Below are 20,773 nucleotides of genomic sequence, written 5' to 3' on the forward strand. Positions count from 1 at the left end.
CGCCATGCCCATTCCCACCGCTTCTCCGCGAGCGCTTCATCGCGCCTTTCCTATCGCTCGACAGAGAGGCCGCTTTCACCTTGGAGCCCTGCTTGCCCTGCTGGTATCGGCCGTGGGTCTGGCCACGGCATGGTGGCTGATCAGCCAGCCCCCCAGGGTGGAGAGGCGGATGGCTGTCGAAACACCACCGCCACTGGTCGATGTCGTCGTCGCCCAGCAGCGCGCTGCGGCGCCCGCCCTGCACGGTTTTGGCCGGGTCATCGCCGAACGCGAGGCACACCTGGCAAGCCGCGTCGCCGGACAGCTGTTGGACTTCGCCCCCGGTACACTACCCGGCATGGTGGTGGAGGCTGGCGCCCCGCTGGCTCACCTGGATGATGCCGACCTTCGCCTGGCCCTGCGTGAAGCCGAAGCGGCACTGGTACAGGCCCAGGCGCAGTTGGCCATGGAGCGCGGCGAACAGCAACGAGCCCAGGCGGAATATCAGAGTTTCGGCCGCGACCTGCCGGCCGACCGGCGTGCCCTGGTTCTGCGTGAGCCCCAATTGCGTGTCGCCGAGGCAGAAGTCGAGCGGGCCAGCACCGCCCGCGACAGGGCACGCCTCGATCTGGAACGCGCCACCCTGTCCGCCCCGTGGCGCGGTATGGTGCAGGCACGCCTGTTGGGTGCCGGCAGCGAGGTGACCAGTGGTACCGAACTGCTGCACCTGGTCGACGTGTCGCGTTTCTGGGTACGGGCATCGCTTCCTGGCGAAGCGCTCGCCTGGCTCGCTCCCGCCGCGGGAGAAGAGTCCGGCAGCCCGGTCGCGCTGACCAGCCGGGGCTGGCCCATCGGACACGAGCGGCATGGTGCATTGATCGCCGTGCTGCCAGCGCTGGAAGAGAATGGCCTGCAGGCGCAGCTCCTGGTCGCGGTGGACGATCCCCTTGGCCTGGACGGCAAGGCCCCGCCCCTTCGTCTCGGCGACGTGGTGCGGTTGGATTTCACCACGAACCCTCAGGCCGACCTGTTCGTTCTGCCTGCCGCCGCCCTGCGCCCCGGCGATGAGGTCTGGGTCCTGGATGAGGATAACCGGCTGCGCCGACGATCCGTGGACGTCGTTCATCTCAGCGACGACCGGGTGCTGCTGGGCGCCGGACTGGAGAATGATCTGCAGGTGGTGGTTTCCCAGCTCGGCCAGCCCCGCGAGGGGATGCGTCTGCGGCCTCGAGTGGCCGATGGCGAACGCCCGGCCGGTGCCGACAGGGAGCCCGCCACATGATGCGCCGCGGCCCCATTGCCTGGATGGTCAACCACGGCGTGGCCCCCAACCTTTTGATGCTGCTGCTCATCATCGGGGGGCTGATGGCATCGATGACCATCAAGAAGGAGGTGTTCCCCGACTTCGAGCTGGAAATCATCCATGTTGCCATCGGCTACCCCGGCGCCACCCCCGAGGAGGTGGAGCGCAGCCTATTGCTGCCCATGGAGGCGGCACTGGCCGACGTGGACGGTATCGACGAGCTGACCGCCACGGCCAACGAGAGCGCCGGCCGGGTTTCCGCCACCCTGGTCGATGGCGTCGAGGTGATGCGGGTCTATCAGGAGATCCAGCAGGCCATCAACGCCATCACCATTCTGCCCGCTGCCGCCGACCCGCCGCGCTTCAGCCTCGCCGGACGCTCGCGTAGCGTCATGAGCCTGCAGGTCCATGGCTGGGTGGACGAGCGCCTGCTCCACGATGTCGCCGAGGACATCCGGGCCGACCTGCAGGCCTCTCCCGGCATCTCCCGGGTGGAGCTTTCCGGCAATCGCGATCGCGAGATCCAGGTGCAGCTCGACGAGGAGGCCATGCGGCGATATGGCATCGATCACCGTCAGATGGCGAGCCGCATCAGCGACGAAGCCCTCGATCTGGCCAGCGGCCGACTGGCCACCAGCGAGGGGGAGTGGCTGATCCGCTACCAGGGACGCCGCGACGAAGCCCGGGAATTCGCCAATCTGCCAATCATCGGCACACAGGATGGCGGACAACTGAGGCTGGGCGATATCGCCAGGGTCGCAGACGGCTTCGCCGAAACCGACAGCGAGGTGCTGTTCAACGGGGACCCCGGCATCAGTCTGGAGGTCTACCAGATCGGCAACCAGACACCGATCGGCATTTCCGACGCCGTTGCGGCACAACTCGACCGGCTGCGGGCGAGCCTGCCCGAAGGGGTCAGCCTGAGCGTGTCGCGGGACAACTCCGAGGTCTACCGCGACCGCCTCTCCCTGCTGCTCAAGAACGCCTGGCAGGGATTGGCACTGGTGCTGGTGTTGATGGCGCTGTTTCTCGAGGCTCGCCTGGCCTTCTGGGTCACTCTGGGCATCCCTACCGCCTTCCTCGGCGCCATGTTGTTCCTCCCCTGGTTGGGCGTATCGCTCAACATGATGTCGATGTTCGCCTTCATCATCGCGCTGGGCATCGTGGTCGATGACGCCATCATGGTCGGTGAAAACATCCACAGCTACCGTGAACAGGGCCATTCGCTGCGCGAAGCCGCGGTGCGCGGAGCTCGTGAAATGGCGGTGCCGATCAGCTTCGCCATCCTTTCCAACATCGTCGCCTTCCTGCCGCTGCTGTTCCTGCCCGGCTTCCTGGGCATGATCTTCGCCGTGGTCCCGGTGGTGGTGGTCACGGTGTTCCTCGTCTCCTGGCTGGAGGCGCTGTTCATCCTGCCAGGCCACCTGGCACACCGGGCCGGGGGCCGCCAGAGCCCTGCCTGGCTGCAGCCGCTGGATCGCCTGCGCCGGGGCCTGCAGGGAGGTCTCGCACATTTCACCCACCACCAGTTCGCCCCTTTCCTGCAGCGGGCCCTGGATCAGCGACTGCTGACCGTGAGCCTGGCCATCACCGTGCTGATGATTTCCATCGCCTGGTCCATGAGTGGCCGACTGGGCTTTTCGCTGATGCCGCGAGCGGAGTCCGACCGGGTTCAGGCCACGGTGACGCTGCCCGTCGGCAGCCCCATCAGCGAGGACCGAAGAGTACGCGACCAGTTGTTGGGCAGCGCACTGTCGCTGAGCGAGCAGGACGACGGCCCACGTTTTTCTTCCACCCGAGCCCAGATCGACGGCGACCGGCTGAATGTGCGTCTCACCCTGGCAAGCGACAGCCTGGACGACTGGCCGCCCTCCCGGGTGGCGGCTGCATGGCGCGAGGCGGCCGGCGACTTTACGGGCGTGCAATCGGTACGCTTCGAGTCGGACGTTGGCGGCCCAGGCCAGGGCGCCGGCCTGACCCTGAGGCTCTCGCACCCGGATAGCCGGGCACTCGAGGCCGCGGCCCTCCGGCTGGCCGATGAGCTGGAGGAGCTCGAGGGGCTCACCGATATCGATAGCGGGCTGGCGGATGGCAAGCCACAGCTGGAGATGCGCCTGTCGGCCGAAGGCCGCTCCCTGGGCTTGACCGGCGCTGACCTGGCCGGCCAGTTGCGCGGCCCTCTGCAGGGTGTCACCGCGGTGGAACAATTCGTGGGACGTCACGAGATCAGCGTGGTGGTCAGGCTTCCCCGAGACGACAGGAACAGCCTGAGCGACCTGTACCTGCTGTCGATACGTACGCCGGATGGCCTGGAAGTGCCGCTGCATCGGGTGGCCGAGATCCACCTGGGCAAGGCCGCCACCACGCTGGAACGTATCGACGGCCGTCGCAGTATCAGCGTGACCGCCGAGGTCGACAGCGAAACCCAGGTCAATCAGATTCTGGGCACGCTGCAGGCCGATATCGTTCCTGCCCTGCAAGCAGGCTGGCCGGGCCTGGAAGTCGCGCCGGGTGGCCGTCAGCAGGAAACGGAGGATAATCTCTCGACACTGTCCCAGGCCGCCTGGCTGACGCTGATCGCACTCTATGCGCTGCTGGCGATTCCCTTCCGCAGCTATCTGCAGCCGCTGCTGATACTGGTCGCGATTCCCTTTGGCATCATTGGCGCCATGGCCGGCCACATGATCATGGGCTATGGCCTGTCGGTGATCAGCCTGATGGGCATGCTGGCACTCTCCGGAGTGGTCATCAACGATGCCCTGGTCCTCATCGATTATGCCAACCGACGCCGCCGGGAAGGCATGGGCGCACGCGAAGCCATCGTCGCTGCGGCTACACGGCGCATGCGTCCCATCTTGATGACGACCATGACGACCTTCCTGGGGCTTGCACCCATGATCTTCGAAACCTCTCGCCAGGCCCGTTTCATGATTCCCATGGCCATCTCGCTGGGTTTCGGCATGCTCTTCGCCACCGTGATCCTGCTGGTACTGGTACCCTGCCTCTACCTGATGCTGGAACGCCTGCGTGAACGCCTGGCCGGTCATGCCCACCCCTCTTCACAGGAGCCGACGCGATGAGCCTTCGCCTGCCCCGACTCGCCATCTCGCACCTGGGCGTCAAGCTGTTCGTGATTATCCTGGTGGTCAACGTGGGGATTGCCGGACTGGTTTTTCTTGCGGTGTCACGCAGCCTCGACCGCGGCTTCATCGACTACCTGGAAACGACCCAGGCCAGCCGGGCCGAGACCCTGGCCGAAGGGCTGGGCCAGGAATGGGCGCGGCGTGGCGGCTGGCAGTGGCTGCGCGACTCGCCTCCCGCCTGGCAGGGCCTGGTTCGCCAGCAGCTGTGGCCTGGCGAGGGGCCACCCGCCCATGGCATCGAGCGGCGCTTGGGCGATGCCCGGGATTTCGTGCTGCACGATTCCGAAGGGCTGCCGGTCATCGGCCTGTCTCCCGGCGGCCGCGAGATGGCCGCGGAGCTGCACTGGCTCCCCATCGAGCACGATGGCCAGCAGGTGGGCACGCTTGGCTATCGGCCGCCCCAGCAGTTGATGGCGCGGATGGATCGCATCTTTCTTGCGCGTCAGCAGCGCAATCTGGGTATCATCACCGCGGCCCTGAGCATGGCCTCGCTGCTGCTTGCCGGCGGGCTGGCCTGGTGGCTGGGACGCCGCACCCGCAGCATGGCCCTGGCCACCCGTCGGCTCACCGAAGGGGACTACAGCACTCGCCTGCCCGAGCAAGGGCGCGACGAGCTCTCGCGCCTGGCCAGCGACTTCAACGTGCTGGCCGCCACCCTGGAAGCCAGCCGTGAGGCCCGGGCCCGCTGGGTCTCGGATATCGCCCATGAGCTGCGCACGCCCCTGGCGGTCCTGCGCGGCGAGATCGAAGCCATGCAGGACGGTATACGCCCCTTCGATGAGGACAATCTTTACTCGCTCTCGCAAGAGGTGGGCCAATTGGAGCGCCTGGTTGCCGACTTGCGCCTGCTTTCCCAGAGCGATGCCGGTGCCCTCGAGGTACAGCTGGCTCCCCTGGACCTGGCCGAGAGCCTCGCCTCACGGCTCGATGAGGCCACCGGATGGCTCGACGACAGCGGCCTCGAGCTCGCCGTGTCAGTCCACAAGCCGGCCTGGATTCGCGGCGATGCCCGGCGTTTGCGCCAGCTGTGGACCATCCTGCTCGACAACAGCTGCGCCTATACCAATCCACCGGGCTTGCTGGAGGTCAGTCTGTCCCACCAGGGCGACCGGGTACGCATCATCTGGCAGGATAGCCCTCCCGGTGTGCCCGAAGCGGCCCTCGACCGGCTCACCGAGCGGCTCTACCGGGTCGAGGGTTCGCGTAACCGTGCCAGTGGGGGCAGTGGCCTGGGATTATCCATCGCCAGTGCACTGGTCAAGAGTCACGGCGGCACCATGCAGGCCTCCGCCTCCCCTCTGGGTGGGTTATGCTGGACCATTGAATTTCCCGTCCTGGAAAATGACCGTCGAAGCCGACAAGAAGCCGATTGAGGCTGGAGCAAACCCATGCGCGACCCCCATTCCCCCCGCGATACGCTGCTGATCGTCGAGGACGAACCCAAGATCGCCCGATTGGTGGCCGATTACCTCGAAGGCAGTGGTTTCACCACACACCATATCGACCATGGCGACGACGTCCTGCCCTGGCTGCAGAAACGCATGGCCGGTGACCTCATACCGGCCCTGGTGCTTCTCGACCTGATGCTGCCGGGCACCGACGGCCTGACACTTTGTCGCGAGATTCGTCAGCGCTGGCCGACACTGGCCGTGATCATGCTTACCGCCCGAGTGGAAGAAGTCGACCGCCTGCTGGGCCTGGAACTCGGCGCCGATGACTATATCTGCAAACCCTTCAGCCCACGGGAGGTGGTGGCCCGAGTCAAGGCAGTGCTTCGCCGCAGTCAGGCCGCACAGTATCCGGGGACGGTCAACGGCAGCAACCTGGAGCTGGACGACGATGGCTGGCGCGCCCTGGCCGACGGCAACGACCTGGGGCTGACCGCGGTGGAATACCAGTTGCTCAAGGTGATGATGCAGGCCCCGGGGCGTATCTTCTCCCGCGACCAATTGATGGACCGCATGTATCGCGACCATCGCATCGTCTCCGAGCGTACCGTGGACAGCCATGTGAAAAAGCTGCGCAAGAAGATCGCCGACGCCTGGCCGGAGCGCGAGATCATTCGCTCCGTCTATGGCGTGGGCTACAAGTACCAGCCGGAGGAATGACAGGCCCGGTCGCTCTCGCCTCACATTGGCGGCGTGCGCCGAGAATTGGGGTTCGCGGTGAACGAATGCGCGAAGAAAACTGCCCTATACCCAGCCACTCGGAATCGTCATTGATTGCATGATTCGTGCACGCTAGGTGCACAGGGATCAACGACACTGAATGCATCAACAGAGCGCAAACTTTCTTTGCACCGTAAAAGGAGTGACCCCATGCTTCGACTGACCCAACACAAACTTCTGCTGCCCGCCCTGCTCGCCATCGCCATCGCCCCGATGTCGCTCGCTGCCGCTGCCGCACCCGGCCAAGGCGACAGCAGCTGGAGTGAGCAGCGCCAGGAACGCTTCGAGGAGCAGCGCCAGGCCCTGTTCGAGCGTGCCGGCATCGATGACGAGACACGCGCCAGCCTGGAGGAAGCCCATGGCGAGCATCACCAGGCACTTCGCGAGCTGCACGAACAGCACCGCGAACGGATGGACGAGATCCTCGATGACGAACAGCGTGAGGCCCTGCGCGACGCCAAGCGGGAGATGCGCAAGGGGCACCATGCCGAGCGCCGTGATAGCCATCGACAGGGCATGCAGGAGCGCTTGAGCACCCTGGTCGACAGCTGGGAGCTCTCCGACGAGGAGCGCGAGCGGCTGACTGAGCTTCGCGAATCCCTCTATGCCGACATGCAGGAGCTGCGTGGCCAGAGCTTCGATTCCCGCGAGGAGCGTCGCGAGGCCTGGCAGGCGCTGCGTGACGAGCACCGGGAAGCGCTTGGCGAGCTGCTGACCGAAGAGCAGATCGAGGCGATGAAGGCCATGATGCAGCCGAGCGGCCACAAGGGCCACGGCAAGGGGCATGGCAAGCACCGCTCAAGCTGACTATCGATACCCGCCGTAAACGCATCAGGCCCGACTCGTGTCGGGCCTGATGCGTTGCGGAGAGCGTCAGTCCATCACGCCGGGCGGCTAGCCATACAGCACGCCCGGCAGCCAGAAGACGATATCCGGCACCACGTAGAGGATGAACATGGCCACGAACACCATCAGCAGGAAGGGAGTGACGCCGAGGAAGATGTCGTTGAGTTCGACTCCCTTGGGGGCGACACCCTTGAGATAGAACGCCGACATGGCCATGGGCGGCGTCATGAACGACGTCTGGATGTTCAACGCCACCAGCACGCCGAAGAACAGTGGATCGATGCCGAACATGTACAGCAGCGGCAGGAAGATCGGCACGAAGATGATGATGATCTCGGTCCACTCCAGCGGCCAGCCGAGCAGGAAGATCATCAACTGAGCCAGCAACAGGAATTGTAGCGGTGTCAGCGCCAGCCCGCTGATCCAGTGCTCGATCAACGAGTGACCGTCGAGCAGCGAGAACACCGAGGAGAAGATCCAGGAACCGACGAACAGCCAGCACACCATGGCGCTGGTACGCGCGGTGAGGAACACCGCCTCGCGCAGCCGGGCCAGGGTCAGCTGCCGGTAGGCCGCTGCCAGCAGGATGGCCCCCAGCGCCCCGATTCCAGCCGCTTCATGGGGCGTGGCCAGACCGAACAGGATCGCTCCCAGCACCGACATGATCAGGACGAACAGGGGGACGAAAGAGGTCAGCAATCCCCAGTAGACCCGCCCCAGCGGCACATTCAGTTTCTCGGCGGAAAGCTTGGGCGCCACCTTGGGGTTGATCATCGCCCGGCCCATCACATAGACGATGTACAGCCCCGCCAGCAGCAGGCCCGGCAGCAGCGCCGCGGCATAGAGTCGTACCACCGACACCCCTGCCATTGCCCCGTAGAGGATCAGCATGATGCTCGGCGGAATCAGGATGCCGAGACACCCCCCCGCACAGATCACCCCACTGGACAGACGCTTGTCGTAGCCGGCGTTGAGCATGGCCGGCAGTGCCAACAGGCCCATCAGCGTTACGACGGCCCCCACGATGCCCGTTGCCGTGGCAAAGAGGGCACAGGTGGCCAGGCTGGCCACTGCCAGTGAAGCCGGCATGCCGCGGGCCGCCAGTTGCAGGCTCAAGAACAACCTGTCGAGGATATTCGCCCGCTCGACCATGTATCCCATGAAAAGGAAGAGAGGCACCGCGATCAGCACGTCGTTGGACATGACGCCGTAGGCTCGCTGCACCAGCAGCGAGAAGATGATATCGCCGATGGCGAAGTAGCCGAACCCGATACCCATGGCGATCAGCGTGAAGGCGATGGGAAAGCCAAGCATGATCAGAATGACCAGTGTGCCCAGCATCAGGATACCGATTTCCGGTTCACTCATTGCCTGTTCTCCCCTGACTGTTTCCGGGCGGCGAGGATTTCATCCTGTTTGTTGATCGGAATGGCGATCTCTTCCACATCGCCGAGGCGACGTGGCCATAGGCCGTTTTTCAGGCACAGGATGCAGCGGCTGACCTCGGCGACGCCCTGCAGCGCCAGCAGGGCGGCACAGGCGGGGATCACGAACTTGTAGGGGTAGATCGGCGGCCCCCCCGGGGTGTAGGAGCTATGCTCGTTCTGGCGCAAGGAGACGGAAAAGAAATCCCAGCCGTAGAACAGCAAGGCAAAGATGCCCGGATAGAAAAAGACCAGATAGAGCGCGAGGTCCAAGCCTGCCTGGACCCGCAGCGGAAAGTGACGTGAGACCACGTCGGCCCGTACATGGGCATTGTGGGCCAGGGCATAGGCACCGCTCATCATGAACAGGGTGCCGTAGAGCATATAGCTGGTGTCATAGGCCCAGGTCGTCGGCGCTCCCATCGCGTAGCGCATGAAGACTTCGTAGCTGACCACGAAGGTCAGGATCAGGATCGCCCAGGCGAACGTCTTGCCCACCCAGGTACTGACATGGTCAATGAAGAAGATGAAGCGCATGCGAACCCCTCACCAACGGCTGCATCACCATCGGACGGATGATGCAGCCGAGAGACGGACCCGGCGCCCTCCTGGCACCGAGAGACGGACGGCCCATGGCCTAAAGGACGGTGGAGGTATCCGTTGGCAACTTTCCATAGAAGTGCTGGTAGGCGGGCTCCTTCGGCGTGTTCCCCTCGAGATGGAAACCCACTACACGCTCGCAGTACTCGCGCTGGTGGTCGACCACCTTCTTGAAGAACGGATTCCGGGACTCGCGCTCGATGACCACATCCCACGCCTCGAGCTGGGCCTGGAGTACCGAGTCTGGCGTAATGTAGGTCTGCACGCCCTGCTCCTCGCGCATGCCGTTGAGGTCCCGCGGGTAGCGCTCCATCGCCTTCCAGTACATTTCAGATGAGGCCGCCTTGGCGGCGTATTCGAGGATCGCCTGGAATTCGTCGGGCAGGCTGTCGTGCCGGGTCTTGTTGAAGATGATCTCGAAGGCCTCGCAGTCCTGATGGTAGCTGCGCAGCATCCAGGTCTTGCTGACATCGGGGAAGCCGAGCAGGCGATCCGAGGAGGGGTTGTTGAACTCGGCCCCATCGAGCAGGCCGCGGTCCATGGCGGGCACGATGTCGCCGCCACCCATGATGGTCACCGCCGCGCCGAACTCGTTCATCAGATCGGCGCCGAGACCCACCGTGCGGTACTTGAGACCGCGCAGGTCGTCGGCGCTGGTGATCGGCTCCTTGAACCAACCCAGGGCCTGGGTCGGCATGGGCCCGGTCTGGTAGCCTACCAGCGGCAGCTCCAGCATCTCCAGCAGCTCGGCATACAGTTCACTGCCACCACCGGTCCAGAACCAGGCCAGGAACTGATGTGCATCCCACCCAAAGGGCGGTGGAGTGCCGAACAGCGAAAACGCCTTGTGCTTGCCGTACCAGTAGGCCGTCACCCCATGACCGCCATCCAGTGCACCAGAGATGACCGCGTCCTGCAGTTGCAGCGCCCCCACCACCGCGCCGGCCGGTAACAGGTTGAGCCGCAGCCGACCACCGGACATCTCGTTGACGATGCGTACGTAATCGCCGGCAAACTCATGAAAGATATCCTGGTTCGGCCAGGTGCTCTGGAAGCGCAGCGTGGTGGTCTGGGCCACGGCTATGCTGGGAAAGCCTACGGCCGCAACGGCGCCGGCTCCTACTGCTGCGGCGGAACCCGTAAGGAAGCGGCGGCGCGATTGGCGATCGATGGCGGTGACTGTCTTGCTTTCGTCCGACTGAGCGGCCGGTGTCTGATCGTGTGCCATTGGGTACTCCGGAAATTATCGTTGTTCTGGTGTGTACCCGACAGGCCGAGCTGCGGCCTGATCGGTCGTCCCGAAGGCATCCCTGTCACCGCTGGCGCGGCACGCTCAAGCTACCTGCTTGCAGTCGGTTACATTATGTATAGCCGGGGCAACAGCTTATGCAAGACGTTTCCCCCCTTTTCTTGACAGTCGATGGCAGGACAGGACACGGGGTTGAAGCCTTGGCAGGATATGCGTATTTTATTTGAACGTTCATTTAAAAAAACGACCCCCGTCTTGGCATCATGGGTCCTTGTCAACCGCACCAGAAAGGGACCGACCGGCCTGTAGCCCGGCTTGATCCAGGCGTGCTTTCGATTGTGCGGAACAATCCACAGCGCGTCTCGCAGCCAAAGAAAAGACGGGAGGTATGTATCCACCAGACAGGAGTTCGCCTGCATGGCGCACGACAATCCTCCCGGACGACGCGACCGGCTCAATGCCGTGGTGTTCCACGGCTCGGTATCCGGCATCCTGGTTTTTCTCATTCTCACCATGATTTATACCGAGGAGGCCGGGGCCTTCTTCGACACCGGACTGGCCTGGGTCAGCCAAACCTTCGGCTGGTACTACATGCTGGCCATCGTGGCCTATCTAGTCTTCGTGATACTGATCGGCTGCTCGCGCTTCGGCAGTATACGTCTGGGCCCCGACCACTCCCGGCCCGAGTTCTCACTGCTCTCCTGGTCCGCGATGCTGTTCGCCGCGGGTATCGGCATCGATCTGCTGTTCTTCAGTGTTGCCGAGCCGGTGGCCCATTACCTGGCACCGCCGGACATGACACCGGAAAGTCAGGAGGCGATGCGTGCCGCCGTGGTGCAAACCTTCATGCACTGGGGGCTGTCGGGCTGGGGTCTCTACGTGCTGGTGGGAATGGCACTGGCCTACTTCAGCTATCGCCATCGTCTGCCACTGGCCATCCGCAGCGCACTCTATCCACTACTGGGCAAGCGCATCCATGGTCCCATCGGACACGCCGTGGATATCACGGCCGTTATCTCGACCGTTTTCGGTATCGCCACCAGCCTGGGTATCGGCGTGATGCAGCTCAATTACGGGCTCGCCTATATGTTCGATGTGCCCGAAAGCCTCTCTGTCCAGGTGCTGCTGATCGGCCTGGTCGTGATATTGGCCACTATTTCAGTGGTCAGCGGCGTGGAAAAGGGCATCCGCCGTCTGTCGGAATTCAATATGCTCCTGGCACTGGCCCTGCTGCTGTTCGTGCTGTTCCAGGGTCACACTCTGCAATTGCTCGACATGGCGGTGAACAATATCGGTGACTACCTGGCCGGCTTCGTGGCGAAGAGCTTCGATACCTACGCCTTCGCGGGTGAGGAAGCCAACGAGTGGAAGATGTGGTGGACGATCTTCTTCTGGGGCTGGTGGATCGCCTGGACACCGTTCGTCGGCCTGTTTCTGGCACGTATCTCACGTGGGCGTACGATTCGCGAATTCGTCGCCGGGGCGCTCGGTATCCCGTTGGCCTTCATGATGGTGTGGATGTCGGTATTCGGTAACAGTGGCATCGATCTGGTCGCCAACCAGGGGATCATCGAACTCGGCGAACAAGCGCTGAACACCCCCCAGACCACGATGTATACCCTGCTGGAGCACTACCCCTACATGGGCCTGACTGCCGCAGTAGTCACCGTGCTGGGTATCGTCTTCTTCATCACATCGGCGGATTCAGGGGCCCTGGTACTGGCCAACTTCACCTCGATCCTGTCCGACGTGAACCATGATGCCCCGGTATCCCTGCGCATCTTCTGGTCGGCTGTCATTGGCCTGGTCACGGTTGCCCTGTTGATGGCCGGTGGCCTGGCGGCCCTTCAGAGCGCCGTCGTCGTCACTGCCCTGCCCTTCTCGCTGGTGCTCTTCGCTATCATGCTGGGCATGGTCAAGGCATTGAAGCTGGAAGGCCGCAAGGCGGAAGCGCGGCGCCAGATCGCCGGGACCGCTCCTGGCGGTGACTGGCGCGAACGTCTCGACCGGGCACTGGACACTTCCACCCGAGCCGGGGCTGCCGCCACCATCGAACATGCCATCCGTCCGGCACTGACCCAGTTCGCCCAGGAACTGGAGAGTCGCGGCCAGAGCGCCAATGTCACCGAGGCACATATCGAAGGCGAGCCGCTATCGAGCCTTACCCTGCAAGTGGACCTGGAGAATGCGGCAAGCTTCGTCTATCAGGTGAGCCCCCACCGGATGCGTACCCCGAGCTTCCTGCCGGCCGATGACGACTACTATGTACGCCTCGATGTCTACCTCTCCGAAGGGGGGCTGGAGAAGGATCTCAATGGCTATACCCGAGGCCAGGTGATCGGTGACGTACTGTCGGAGTACGAGCGTCACCTGCATTTCCTGGCGCTTGCCGGTCAAGGCGGCTCCGTGCAGGCAATGCCCGGCTCCGTGGGTGAGCCTCCGCTGGAGGCGGCCCGATCCTGACTGGGTTCCTGGGGTCTGCAGCATCGGAACGGCGTCTCCCCCGGCGGGGTTTTCATTGCTCTTCGCCCGCCTCATACCTTGGCCGCCTTGTGGCAAGCCGTTGCCACGGCGTAGCGTAATGAACCACAGTTCGTCATCAGGAACCGTCATGTCTCTCCATCGCGACAAGTCCAGTTACCACCTCCCTGTCCCCGGCAGCGCCCTGATCTCGGCATGGCGTGAAGGCTACGGGCTGGCCGAGTTGAAGCGCGACCTGATGGCCGGCCTGACCATCGGCATCGTCGCCGTGCCGCTCTCCATGGCCCTGGCCATCGCCACGGGCGTGCCTCCCCAGCATGGGCTTTATACCGCCATCGTAGCCGGCGCCATCATTGCACTGACCGGCGGCTCACGCTTCAATATCTCCGGCCCCACCGCCGCCTTCGTGGTGATCCTGTTTCCCATCGTCGCCAGCCATGGTATCGGCGGGCTACTGATCGCCACCCTGATGGCAGGCATGATCCTGGTGGCACTGGGGCTGGCCCGTCTGGGTAGCCTCATACAGTTCGTGCCCTACCCGGTGGTGCTGGGTTTCACCGCCGGCATCGCGGTCGTGATAGCACTGCTGCAGATACCGGACTTCCTGGGCCTGGCCGGGGTCGAACTCGGCGATAGCACGCTCGACAACCTGGCCGTGATCGCCCGCGCCGTGCCGACCCTGGCGCCCGCCGAACTGGGGGTGGGCCTGGTCACGCTGGCCACCCTGATTCTCTGGCCGCGCCTCAAGCTACCGGTGCCGGCGCCCCTGGCCGGGCTGCTCATCGGTACGCTGGCCGCGTTGGCGATCAACCCGCTGGGGGTCGAAATCGATACCATCGCATCACGCTTCACCTGGGAGTTCCAAGGACAGAGCGGCAACGGTATCCCGCCCTTCGCTCCCGGCCTGGTCGTACCATGGCGCCTGCCGGGACCGGATGGCACCCCCCTGGTGGTGGACTTCGCGCTCATTCGCGAACTGCTCGGCCCGGCACTGGCGATTGCCATGCTGGCGGCCATCGAATCGCTGCTCTGTGCGGTCGTCGCGGATGGCCTGACCCGTACCCGACATGACCCCAATGCCGAATTGGTGGGACAGGGGGTGGGCAACATGGTGGTACCCTTCTTCGGCGGCATCACGGCCACCGCGGCGCTGGCTCGCACCGCCACCAATATCCGCAGCGGTGCCTTTTCGCCGGTCGCCGCCGTGGTGCACTCGCTGGTGGTGCTGCTGGCGGTAGTGGCATTCGCCGGCGTGCTGGGGCTCGTCCCCATGGCGGCACTGGCGGCACTGCTGTTCATCATTGCCTGGAACATGAGCGAGGCACGCCACTTCGCCCATACCTTGAAGAGCGCCCCGGGCAGCGACGTCGCCATACTCGTGATCTGCTTCGTGCTGACCGTGATCTTCGACATGGTGCTGGCGGTAGCGGTGGGGATCGGTCTCGCCGCGGCGCTGTTCATCCGACGCATGGCCGGGCTTACCCATGCCCGCCGGCTCGAACCCGGCGACAGTGACCAGGCCAGGGACCTGCCGCGGCAAGTCGCTCTCTATGACGTCAATGGCCCCCTCTTCTTCGGCGCTGCCGAGAAAGCCATCTCATCGCTGCGCGTGGTGGACCCGGAAGTGAAAGTGGTGATGCTGGACATGCGCGACGTACCGAGCCTCGACACCACCGCCATCGTCGCCCTGCAATCGCTGGTCGAGGAGCTACGCACACGGGAAGTGGGGCTGATCTTCATCGCCATGCCGGCACGCATGGTGATGAAGCTGCGCCGTGCCGGACTCTACCGGGAAACCGGACGGCTCGCCGCCGTGCGCCACCTGGATCATGCCCGTCGCCTGGCCGACCATTGGCTGGCCGAGCGGGAGACGTGAATCACTCCCCCTGGAAGGTGGCGATCAGCCGACGGGAGCCGCCATCGTCGCGATGCTCACCAAGCCAGATACCCTGCCAGGTGCCCAGCGCCAGGCGGCCGTCGCGCACCGCCAGGCTCAACTGGGTGCCGAGCAGGCTGGCACAGACATGGGCCGGCATGTCGTCGGGACCTTCCAGAGTGTGGCGAAAATAGGGCAGGTCGCCGGGAATGCGATCCCGCAGGAAGGCGTCCATATCGTGGCGAACATCCGGATCGGCATTCTCGTTGAGGGTCAGCGATGCCGAGGTGTGCAGCAGTTGCAGGTGCAGCAGGCCCACCGATACCTCACGCAGCCATGGCAGGCCGGCGACCTCCCCGGTAATCAGATGAAAGCCGCGAGAACGCGGCGTCAAGCGCAGCTCCTGCTGTTTCCACATGGTCAGTACCCTGGGGTGAGTGTTGTCGCCATGCTAGCGAAGTTCATGCTCCCTCGACCAGTTCGAAACGCGCCAGTTGGGTGGCTCGCACGCTGACCTCCGCCCCTTAGTCGGTGCCACGCCGACGCTCCCAAATCAGATGCACGGCCAGCGGCGCCAGCACCACGGCGGGCACCAGCAGCGTGAAACCGACCCGGGCATGATAGACCGACGACAGCACGTTCTGCTCAATGGCCACCACGCTACTGGCGATGCCGATGGCAACGGCCGCCAGCACCAGCACGAACCAAACCAGATGCGCCCGACGCAGGCTGCTGACACCGAAGCGCAGGAAGCCCACCGCAAGCCGCCAGGCCGCCAGGATGCCGAGCAGCTTGACCAGCATGCCCAAATCGAACGCCAGCAGCGTCGCTTGCATCTGCGGAATCGGGTAGGCCACATAGGTGAGCGGAACGAGCAGCGCCATCAGCAGGGTCAGCGGCAGGAGCAGCAGCACTACCTCGGCGAGCACTATCCACTTTCTGCCAGCCAGCATCATGCGTTCTCCTCCATGAAGACACGGGTGGCATCGGCCAGTTGAACCGGTGCAGTGAACACCAGCGTGTGGGCGATGTTCGGCAGCACCTGCAGTTCCCCCCGCGGCAGGCGCCGTGCAAGCATTTCGGCGAAGGCCTGGTGGGTGATCGGATCGTACTCGCCACGGATCACCAGGGCCGGCGCCTCGACCTCGCGCACCTTCTCCTCGATGGGGTCGGTCACCTGAAAGACATAGGAGCGAATCATGCGCCAGATCCCCGCCTTGCCGTACTCGGGCATCGTGACCTCGCCCAGCATCTCGGGGTTATAGGGCTCGTTCTGTCGCCAACGGACGAACTGCCAGAAGGTCGAGCGCTCGTCAGGCGGCGTGGTGGGCCCCTGCAGGATCAGGCGATCGGCCCGCTCGGGATAGCGCATGGCCAGGTCGACGATGACCTGACAGCCGAAGGAGTTACCGAGAAAGGAGGCACGCTCGAGGCCGATTGCGTCCATCCAGGCCACCAGCCACTCCGACATCCGGGGGATGCTGAGCACCTCGCCGGGGTCGCCGCTGTCGCCATAGCCCGGTATGTCGGGCACATAGACAGGAAAGTCGGAAGCCAGCTCACGGGCGGTGGGAATCATGTAGCGCCCGGAAAGGCCAGAGCCATGTATCAACACCAGCGGTGGCGCACCGGGCGGTGCAGCCTCGGTTGCCACCAGGGCGTGTAGCGAGACGCCGCGCACCTGCGTTCGCTGTGGCTCGAGCGGTCCACGGTCCAACCATTCATCCAACGGTGGCAGCGCCGGCGCGAAGAGCGCGTCGTCATTGTCGCCGCAGCCGACCAGCGCCAATGTGGCTCCGCCGATACCGAGCCGAAGAAAACGGCGGCGGCTCATGGCACTCGGCCGCCGCCGATCGTTTTCGCTGATGCCTCGAGGCATCTCCCTGGCATCGTATGGGGTCGTCATCCTGACTCCCTGTTGCCTGCATGCCTTCCCATGGCTCGACCACCAGATGACCAAGTGGCCATCTGGTGGTCGAGCCTCGCTCTAGTGACACTAGCCAGCCATCAGGCTGGTGTCCAACGCAGCGACCTGCCGCCGTCGGGATGACTCGTCGGTGACGACGACCCTTCTCGACGAAATCTCGGCAGCAACGCCCCGGCCTCAACCGGTCATGTCGAGAACGATTCGCCCCTCTATCTGGCCATCGATCATGCGTTGGAAGACATCGTTGATGTTTTCCAGCCTGTCGGTAGCCACCGTGGCCTTCACCTTGCCCTCGCCGGCGAAATCCAATGCCTCCTGCAGGTCGCTTCGGGTCCCGACGATGGAGCCCCGGATAGTGATGCCATTGAGTACGGTCTCGAAGATCGGCAGCGGAAAGTCACCTGGCGGCAGGCCGTTGAGCACCAGGGTGCCTCCGCGGCGCAGCATGCGCTGCGCCTGGTCGAAGGCCTTCGGCGACACCGCAGTGACCAGGGCCCCGTGAGCGCCACCGATCTCCTGCTTGAGGTAAACGGCGGGATCGGTCTCGAGGGCATTGACCGTGACGGTCGCACCCAGACGCTCGGCCAGTGCCAGCTTGCCGTCGTCGATATCCACCGCCGCCACGTTGAGTCCCATGGCCTTGGCGTACTGCACGGCCATGTGCCCCAGGCCACCGATGCCGGAGATCACCACCCACTGCCCCGGGCGGGTATCGGTCATCTTCAGGCCCTTGTAGACCGTGACCCCGGCGCACAGCACCGGTGCGATCTCGAGGAAGTCGATATTGTCCGGCAACAGCCCCACGAAGCCGGCATCCGCCAGGGTATAGTCGGCAAACCCGCCGTTGACCGAATAGCCCGTGTTCTGCTGCGATTCGCACAGGGTTTCCCAGCCACCCAGGCAGTGCTCGCAGTAACCACAGGCAGAATACAGCCAGGGCACCCCGACCCGGTCGCCCTCCTTGACATGCTTGACGCCCTGTCCAACCGCCACGATGTGGCCGACGCCTTCGTGTCCCGGAATGAAGGGCGGATTCGGCTTGACCGGCCAGTCACCATGGGCGGCATGCAGGTCGGTATGACATACCCCGGACGCCGCCACCTTGACCAGTATCTCACCGGCCTGCGGTCGAGGCACCTCGACCTCCTCGATGACCAGCGGCTCTCCGAATTTCCTTACCACAGCGGCTTTCATTGTTGTGTCCATCTTGCATCTCCTTGGTTGTCGGGCAGCGAGGCGCCACCCGGTACTTGCGGATCGCCAGGGGGGTCATGGAGCGGTGGTCCGCTCACGCGTGGTCTGTCATGAGACGCCCGGGTTGCGAACCCGGGCGTCGGTAGAATGGAGGTATTAGAAGAAGCCCAGCGGATTGGTATCGTAGCTCACCAGCAGGTTCTTGGTCTGCTGGTAGTGCTCGAGCGCGACCTTGTGGGTCTCGCGGCCGACGCCGGACTTCTTGTAGCCACCGAAAGCGGCGTGAGCCGGGTACTGGTGGTAACAGTTGGTCCAGACACGACCGGCCTGGATGCCGCGCCCCATGCGGAAGGCGACATTCATGTCACGGCTCCAGACCCCGGCGCCGAGGCCAAACTCGGTATCGTTGGCAATGGCCAGGGCCTCTTCCTCGTCCTTGAAGGTGGTCACGGCCACGACCGGGCCGAAGATCTCCTCCTGGAAGACGCGCATCCGGTTGTTGCCCTTGAGCAGGGTCGGCTGGATGTAGAAGCCTTTGTCGTAGGCGGGGTCGAAGCTCTCCTTGTCCCCGCCGGTGAGAAACTCGGCGCCCTCCTCACGGGCGATGTCCATGTAGGACATGATCTTGTCGAACTGTTCCTGGGAGGCCTGGGCGCCGACCTGCACGTCGGTATCCAGCGGATTCCCCCGCTTGATGGCACGGGTACGCTCCATGACCTTGGTCATGAAGTCCTCGTACATGCTCTCCTGGATCAGCGCCCGGGAGGGGCAGGTGCACACCTCGCCCTGATTGAAGAAGGCCAGTACCAGGCCCTCCACCGCCTTGTCGATGAATTCGGGCTCGGCATTCATGATGTCGGCGAAGTAGATGTTCGGCGACTTGCCCCCCAGCTCCACCGTCGAGGGGATGATGTTCTCGGCGGCGCACTTGAGGATATGCGAGCCCACCGGGGTGGAGCCGGTGAAGGCGATCTTGGCGATACGCTTGCTGGTGGCCAGGGCCTGGCCGGCCTCGGCGCCGTAGCCGTTGACGATATTGACCACACCGGCCGGCAGCAGGTCGCCGACCAGCTCCATCAGTTTGAGGATCGACGCCGGCGTCTGTTCGGCGGGCTTGAGCACCACGCAGTTGCCCGCGGCCAGCGCCGGGGCCAGCTTCCAGGTGGCCATCAGCAGCGGGAAATTCCAGGGGATGATCTGCCCCACCACGCCCAGCGGCTCATGAAAATGGTAGGCCACGGTATTGGCATCGATGTCGGCGGCGGTGCCCTCCTGGGCGCGGATGCAACTCGCGAAATACCGGAAGTGGTCGACGGCCAGCGGAATATCGGCGTTGAGCGTCTCGCGCACCGCCTTGCCGTTGTCCCAGGTTTCGGCGACGGCAAGCATTTCCAGATTCTGTTCGATACGGTCGGCTATCTTGAGCAGGATGTTGCTGCGCTCCGCCGCCGAGGTCTTGCCCCAGGCGGGGGCGGACTGGTGGGCGGCATCCAGCGCCTTCTCGATATCCTCGGCGGTGGAACGGGGAATCTCGCAGATCACCTCCCCGTTGACCGGGCTGATATTGTCGAAGTATTGCCCCTTCACCGGCGGGACGAACTCACCACCGATATAGTTGCCATAGCGCTTCTCGAAGGTGACGACCGAGCCGGAGTGACCGGGATTGGCATAGATCATGGCGTTGCTCCTGATATTATCGTTATGGGTAGTGACAACACTCAGTATTGGTCAACGAAGCAAAGTGCGACATACTCCCGTCGCAGGAGATGGGCTCGTTCCTTGGTAGGAGAGTTGACAGGAGATGCCCCCCATACACACCCTGATGGTCGCCGACGACCATCCTCTATTTCGTGACGCCCTCGGCGCCGTGCTTGCCATGGGGCTGCCCCAGTGTCGTCTTCTCGAGGCGGGCAGTCTGGCCGGCGCCCTGCATCAGCTAGCCGATCATGACGACCTCGATCTGTTACTGCTGGATCTGGATCTGCCCGATGCCGAAGGGTTGGCGGGTCTTGCGCAGCTTCGCGATGCCCTGCCCGATCTGCCGGTCGCCATTCTCTCCGCCGAACAGGACCGGCGTATCGTGCTCGAAGCCATCGACATGGGAGCCGTCGGGTATATCCCCAAGTCCACCCCTCGCGATGCCTTGCTGGCTGCCCTCACCCACATCCTGGCGGGACAGGTGTATCTTCCCCCGGCCATCATGCGGCGACCTCCGCCCATCCTGTCCGCCGAACCTCCCACGCCAGGAGCCGCCATCACCCCTCGCCTCGCCTCGCTGACCGGCAAGCAGCTGGAGGTGCTGGAGCAGATGGCGAAAGGGGAATCCAACAAGCAGATCGCCCGGGAGCTCGGCATTGCCGAAACCACGGTGAAGACTCACGTCTCGGCCATACTCCGCAAGCTTGGCGTCAACAGTCGCGTCCAGGCCATCGTGGCCGCCAGAGACTGGCCGCAGGAACCGCGCTAGCCAGCCGGAGTTCCTCGGTTGCCTCGACTCCCTCCTTGTTCTATAGAGCCCGCTTTCCTACGCTGAAGCTGGGCAGGCGATCACGCGTTCCTTTCTCCTCCCACCTTCGACATCGC

The 20,773-nt window shown here is 64.2% G+C and carries 16 protein-coding genes; 8 read left to right on the plus strand and 8 right to left on the minus strand.

Annotated features, from left to right (window positions below; all coding sequences use genetic code 11):
- Nucleotides 1-4: 4 nt before the first annotated feature.
- The 5 genes from C1H69_RS18040 to C1H69_RS18060 all read left to right on the plus strand — a co-directional run bounded on the left by C1H69_RS18040 (nt 5) and on the right by C1H69_RS18060 (nt 7,400).
- Nucleotides 5-1,261 carry an efflux RND transporter periplasmic adaptor subunit gene (locus C1H69_RS18040; RefSeq protein ID WP_102654763.1) on the plus strand — a complete coding sequence of 419 codons (1,257 nt, stop codon included), beginning with the start codon at nt 5-7 and terminating at the stop codon, nt 1,259-1,261.
- Nucleotides 1,258-4,362, plus strand: coding sequence for an efflux RND transporter permease subunit (locus C1H69_RS18045; RefSeq protein ID WP_102654764.1), 3,105 nt, complete (start codon nt 1,258-1,260; stop codon nt 4,360-4,362). Before C1H69_RS18040 ends, C1H69_RS18045 begins: the two co-directional genes overlap by 4 nt.
- Complete coding sequence (locus tag C1H69_RS18050; protein WP_102654765.1) at nt 4,359-5,798, plus strand: ATP-binding protein; 1,440 nt, start codon at nt 4,359-4,361, stop codon at nt 5,796-5,798. The genes C1H69_RS18045 and C1H69_RS18050 overlap by 4 nt, the downstream gene beginning before the upstream one ends.
- A gap of 15 nt (nt 5,799-5,813) precedes the next feature.
- Nucleotides 5,814-6,533, plus strand: a complete 720-nt coding sequence (locus tag C1H69_RS18055; protein WP_102654766.1) for a response regulator — start codon at nt 5,814-5,816, stop codon at nt 6,531-6,533.
- A gap of 210 nt (nt 6,534-6,743) precedes the next feature.
- Nucleotides 6,744-7,400: a hypothetical protein gene (locus tag C1H69_RS18060; protein WP_102654767.1), complete on the plus strand. Its 657-nt coding sequence runs from the start codon at nt 6,744-6,746 to the stop codon at nt 7,398-7,400.
- Nucleotides 7,401-7,487: 87 nt separating this feature from the next.
- Here C1H69_RS18060 and C1H69_RS18065 read toward each other — a convergent pair whose 3' ends face one another.
- The 3 genes from C1H69_RS18065 to C1H69_RS18075 form a co-directional block, all read right to left on the minus strand.
- Entirely contained in the window at nt 7,488-8,807 is a 1,320-nt protein-coding gene (locus C1H69_RS18065) for a TRAP transporter large permease (RefSeq protein WP_102654768.1), read from the minus strand.
- Nucleotides 8,804-9,400: a TRAP transporter small permease subunit gene (locus tag C1H69_RS18070; RefSeq protein ID WP_102654769.1), complete on the minus strand. Its 597-nt coding sequence runs from the start codon at nt 9,398-9,400 to the stop codon at nt 8,804-8,806. The genes C1H69_RS18065 and C1H69_RS18070 overlap by 4 nt, the downstream gene beginning before the upstream one ends.
- Nucleotides 9,401-9,500: 100 nt before the next feature.
- Complete coding sequence (locus C1H69_RS18075) at nt 9,501-10,691, minus strand: TRAP transporter substrate-binding protein (RefSeq protein WP_205738538.1); 1,191 nt, start codon at nt 10,689-10,691, stop codon at nt 9,501-9,503.
- 438 nt (nt 10,692-11,129) lie between these two features.
- On the opposite strand from C1H69_RS18075, the gene betT reads away from it, so the two are divergent.
- Both betT and dauA read left to right on the plus strand, forming a co-directional pair.
- Complete coding sequence (gene betT, locus C1H69_RS18085) at nt 11,130-13,175, plus strand: choline BCCT transporter BetT (RefSeq protein WP_102654771.1); 2,046 nt, start codon at nt 11,130-11,132, stop codon at nt 13,173-13,175.
- Between the two features lie 148 nt (nt 13,176-13,323).
- Nucleotides 13,324-15,069, plus strand: a complete 1,746-nt coding sequence (gene dauA, locus C1H69_RS18090) for a C4-dicarboxylic acid transporter DauA (RefSeq protein WP_102654772.1) — start codon at nt 13,324-13,326, stop codon at nt 15,067-15,069.
- Nucleotide 15,070: 1 nt separating this feature from the next.
- Here the strand turns inward: dauA and C1H69_RS18095 are convergent, their stop codons facing one another.
- The 5 genes from C1H69_RS18095 to exaC all read right to left on the minus strand — a co-directional run bounded on the left by C1H69_RS18095 (nt 15,071) and on the right by exaC (nt 19,867).
- Nucleotides 15,071-15,487, minus strand: a complete 417-nt coding sequence (locus C1H69_RS18095) for a secondary thiamine-phosphate synthase enzyme YjbQ (RefSeq protein ID WP_102654773.1) — start codon at nt 15,485-15,487, stop codon at nt 15,071-15,073.
- Between the two features lie 106 nt (nt 15,488-15,593).
- Nucleotides 15,594-16,025 carry a hypothetical protein gene (locus tag C1H69_RS18100; protein WP_102654774.1) on the minus strand — a complete coding sequence of 144 codons (432 nt, stop codon included), beginning with the start codon at nt 16,023-16,025 and terminating at the stop codon, nt 15,594-15,596.
- A complete protein-coding gene (locus C1H69_RS18105; RefSeq protein WP_102654775.1) occupies nt 16,022-16,975 on the minus strand; it encodes an alpha/beta fold hydrolase in 954 nt (317 codons plus the stop codon). Before C1H69_RS18105 ends, C1H69_RS18100 begins: the two co-directional genes overlap by 4 nt.
- 198 nt (nt 16,976-17,173) lie before the next feature.
- Entirely contained in the window at nt 17,174-18,202 is a 1,029-nt protein-coding gene (gene adhP / locus C1H69_RS18110) for an alcohol dehydrogenase AdhP (RefSeq protein WP_102654776.1), read from the minus strand.
- A gap of 144 nt (nt 18,203-18,346) precedes the next feature.
- Nucleotides 18,347-19,867, minus strand: coding sequence for an acetaldehyde dehydrogenase ExaC (gene exaC / locus C1H69_RS18115; protein WP_102654777.1), 1,521 nt, complete (start codon nt 19,865-19,867; stop codon nt 18,347-18,349).
- A 133-nt stretch (nt 19,868-20,000) separates the two neighbouring features.
- Here exaC and C1H69_RS18120 point away from each other — a divergent pair, with 133 nt between their 5' ends.
- On the plus strand, nt 20,001-20,657 hold the full coding sequence (locus C1H69_RS18120) for a LuxR C-terminal-related transcriptional regulator (RefSeq protein ID WP_102654920.1): 657 nt from the start codon (nt 20,001-20,003) through the stop codon (nt 20,655-20,657).
- Nucleotides 20,658-20,773 lie beyond the last annotated feature (116 nt).

The organism is Billgrantia endophytica (assembly GCF_002879615.1).
Classification (GTDB): Bacteria; Pseudomonadota; Gammaproteobacteria; order Pseudomonadales; family Halomonadaceae; genus Halomonas; species Halomonas endophytica.

Bases quoted from the DNA above. Each gene is read 5' to 3' on its own strand.
- C1H69_RS18040 (WP_102654763.1), top strand. From the start codon at position 5: ATGCCCATTCCCACCGCTTCTCCGCGAGCGCTTCATCGCGCCTTTCCT.
- C1H69_RS18045 (WP_102654764.1), top strand. From the start codon at position 1,258: ATGATGCGCCGCGGCCCCATTGCCTGGATGGTCAACCACGGCGTGGCC.
- C1H69_RS18050 (WP_102654765.1), top strand. From the start codon at position 4,359: ATGAGCCTTCGCCTGCCCCGACTCGCCATCTCGCACCTGGGCGTCAAG.
- C1H69_RS18055 (WP_102654766.1), top strand. From the start codon at position 5,814: ATGCGCGACCCCCATTCCCCCCGCGATACGCTGCTGATCGTCGAGGAC.
- C1H69_RS18060 (WP_102654767.1), top strand. From the start codon at position 6,744: ATGCTTCGACTGACCCAACACAAACTTCTGCTGCCCGCCCTGCTCGCC.
- C1H69_RS18065 (WP_102654768.1), bottom strand. From the start codon at position 8,807: ATGAGTGAACCGGAAATCGGTATCCTGATGCTGGGCACACTGGTCATT.
- C1H69_RS18070 (WP_102654769.1), bottom strand. From the start codon at position 9,400: ATGCGCTTCATCTTCTTCATTGACCATGTCAGTACCTGGGTGGGCAAG.
- C1H69_RS18075 (WP_205738538.1), bottom strand. From the start codon at position 10,691: ATGGCACACGATCAGACACCGGCCGCTCAGTCGGACGAAAGCAAGACA.
- betT (WP_102654771.1), top strand. From the start codon at position 11,130: ATGGCGCACGACAATCCTCCCGGACGACGCGACCGGCTCAATGCCGTG.
- dauA (WP_102654772.1), top strand. From the start codon at position 13,324: ATGTCTCTCCATCGCGACAAGTCCAGTTACCACCTCCCTGTCCCCGGC.
- C1H69_RS18095 (WP_102654773.1), bottom strand. From the start codon at position 15,487: ATGTGGAAACAGCAGGAGCTGCGCTTGACGCCGCGTTCTCGCGGCTTT.
- C1H69_RS18100 (WP_102654774.1), bottom strand. From the start codon at position 16,025: ATGATGCTGGCTGGCAGAAAGTGGATAGTGCTCGCCGAGGTAGTGCTG.
- C1H69_RS18105 (WP_102654775.1), bottom strand. From the start codon at position 16,975: ATGACGACCCCATACGATGCCAGGGAGATGCCTCGAGGCATCAGCGAA.
- adhP (WP_102654776.1), bottom strand. From the start codon at position 18,202: ATGGACACAACAATGAAAGCCGCTGTGGTAAGGAAATTCGGAGAGCCG.
- exaC (WP_102654777.1), bottom strand. From the start codon at position 19,867: ATGATCTATGCCAATCCCGGTCACTCCGGCTCGGTCGTCACCTTCGAG.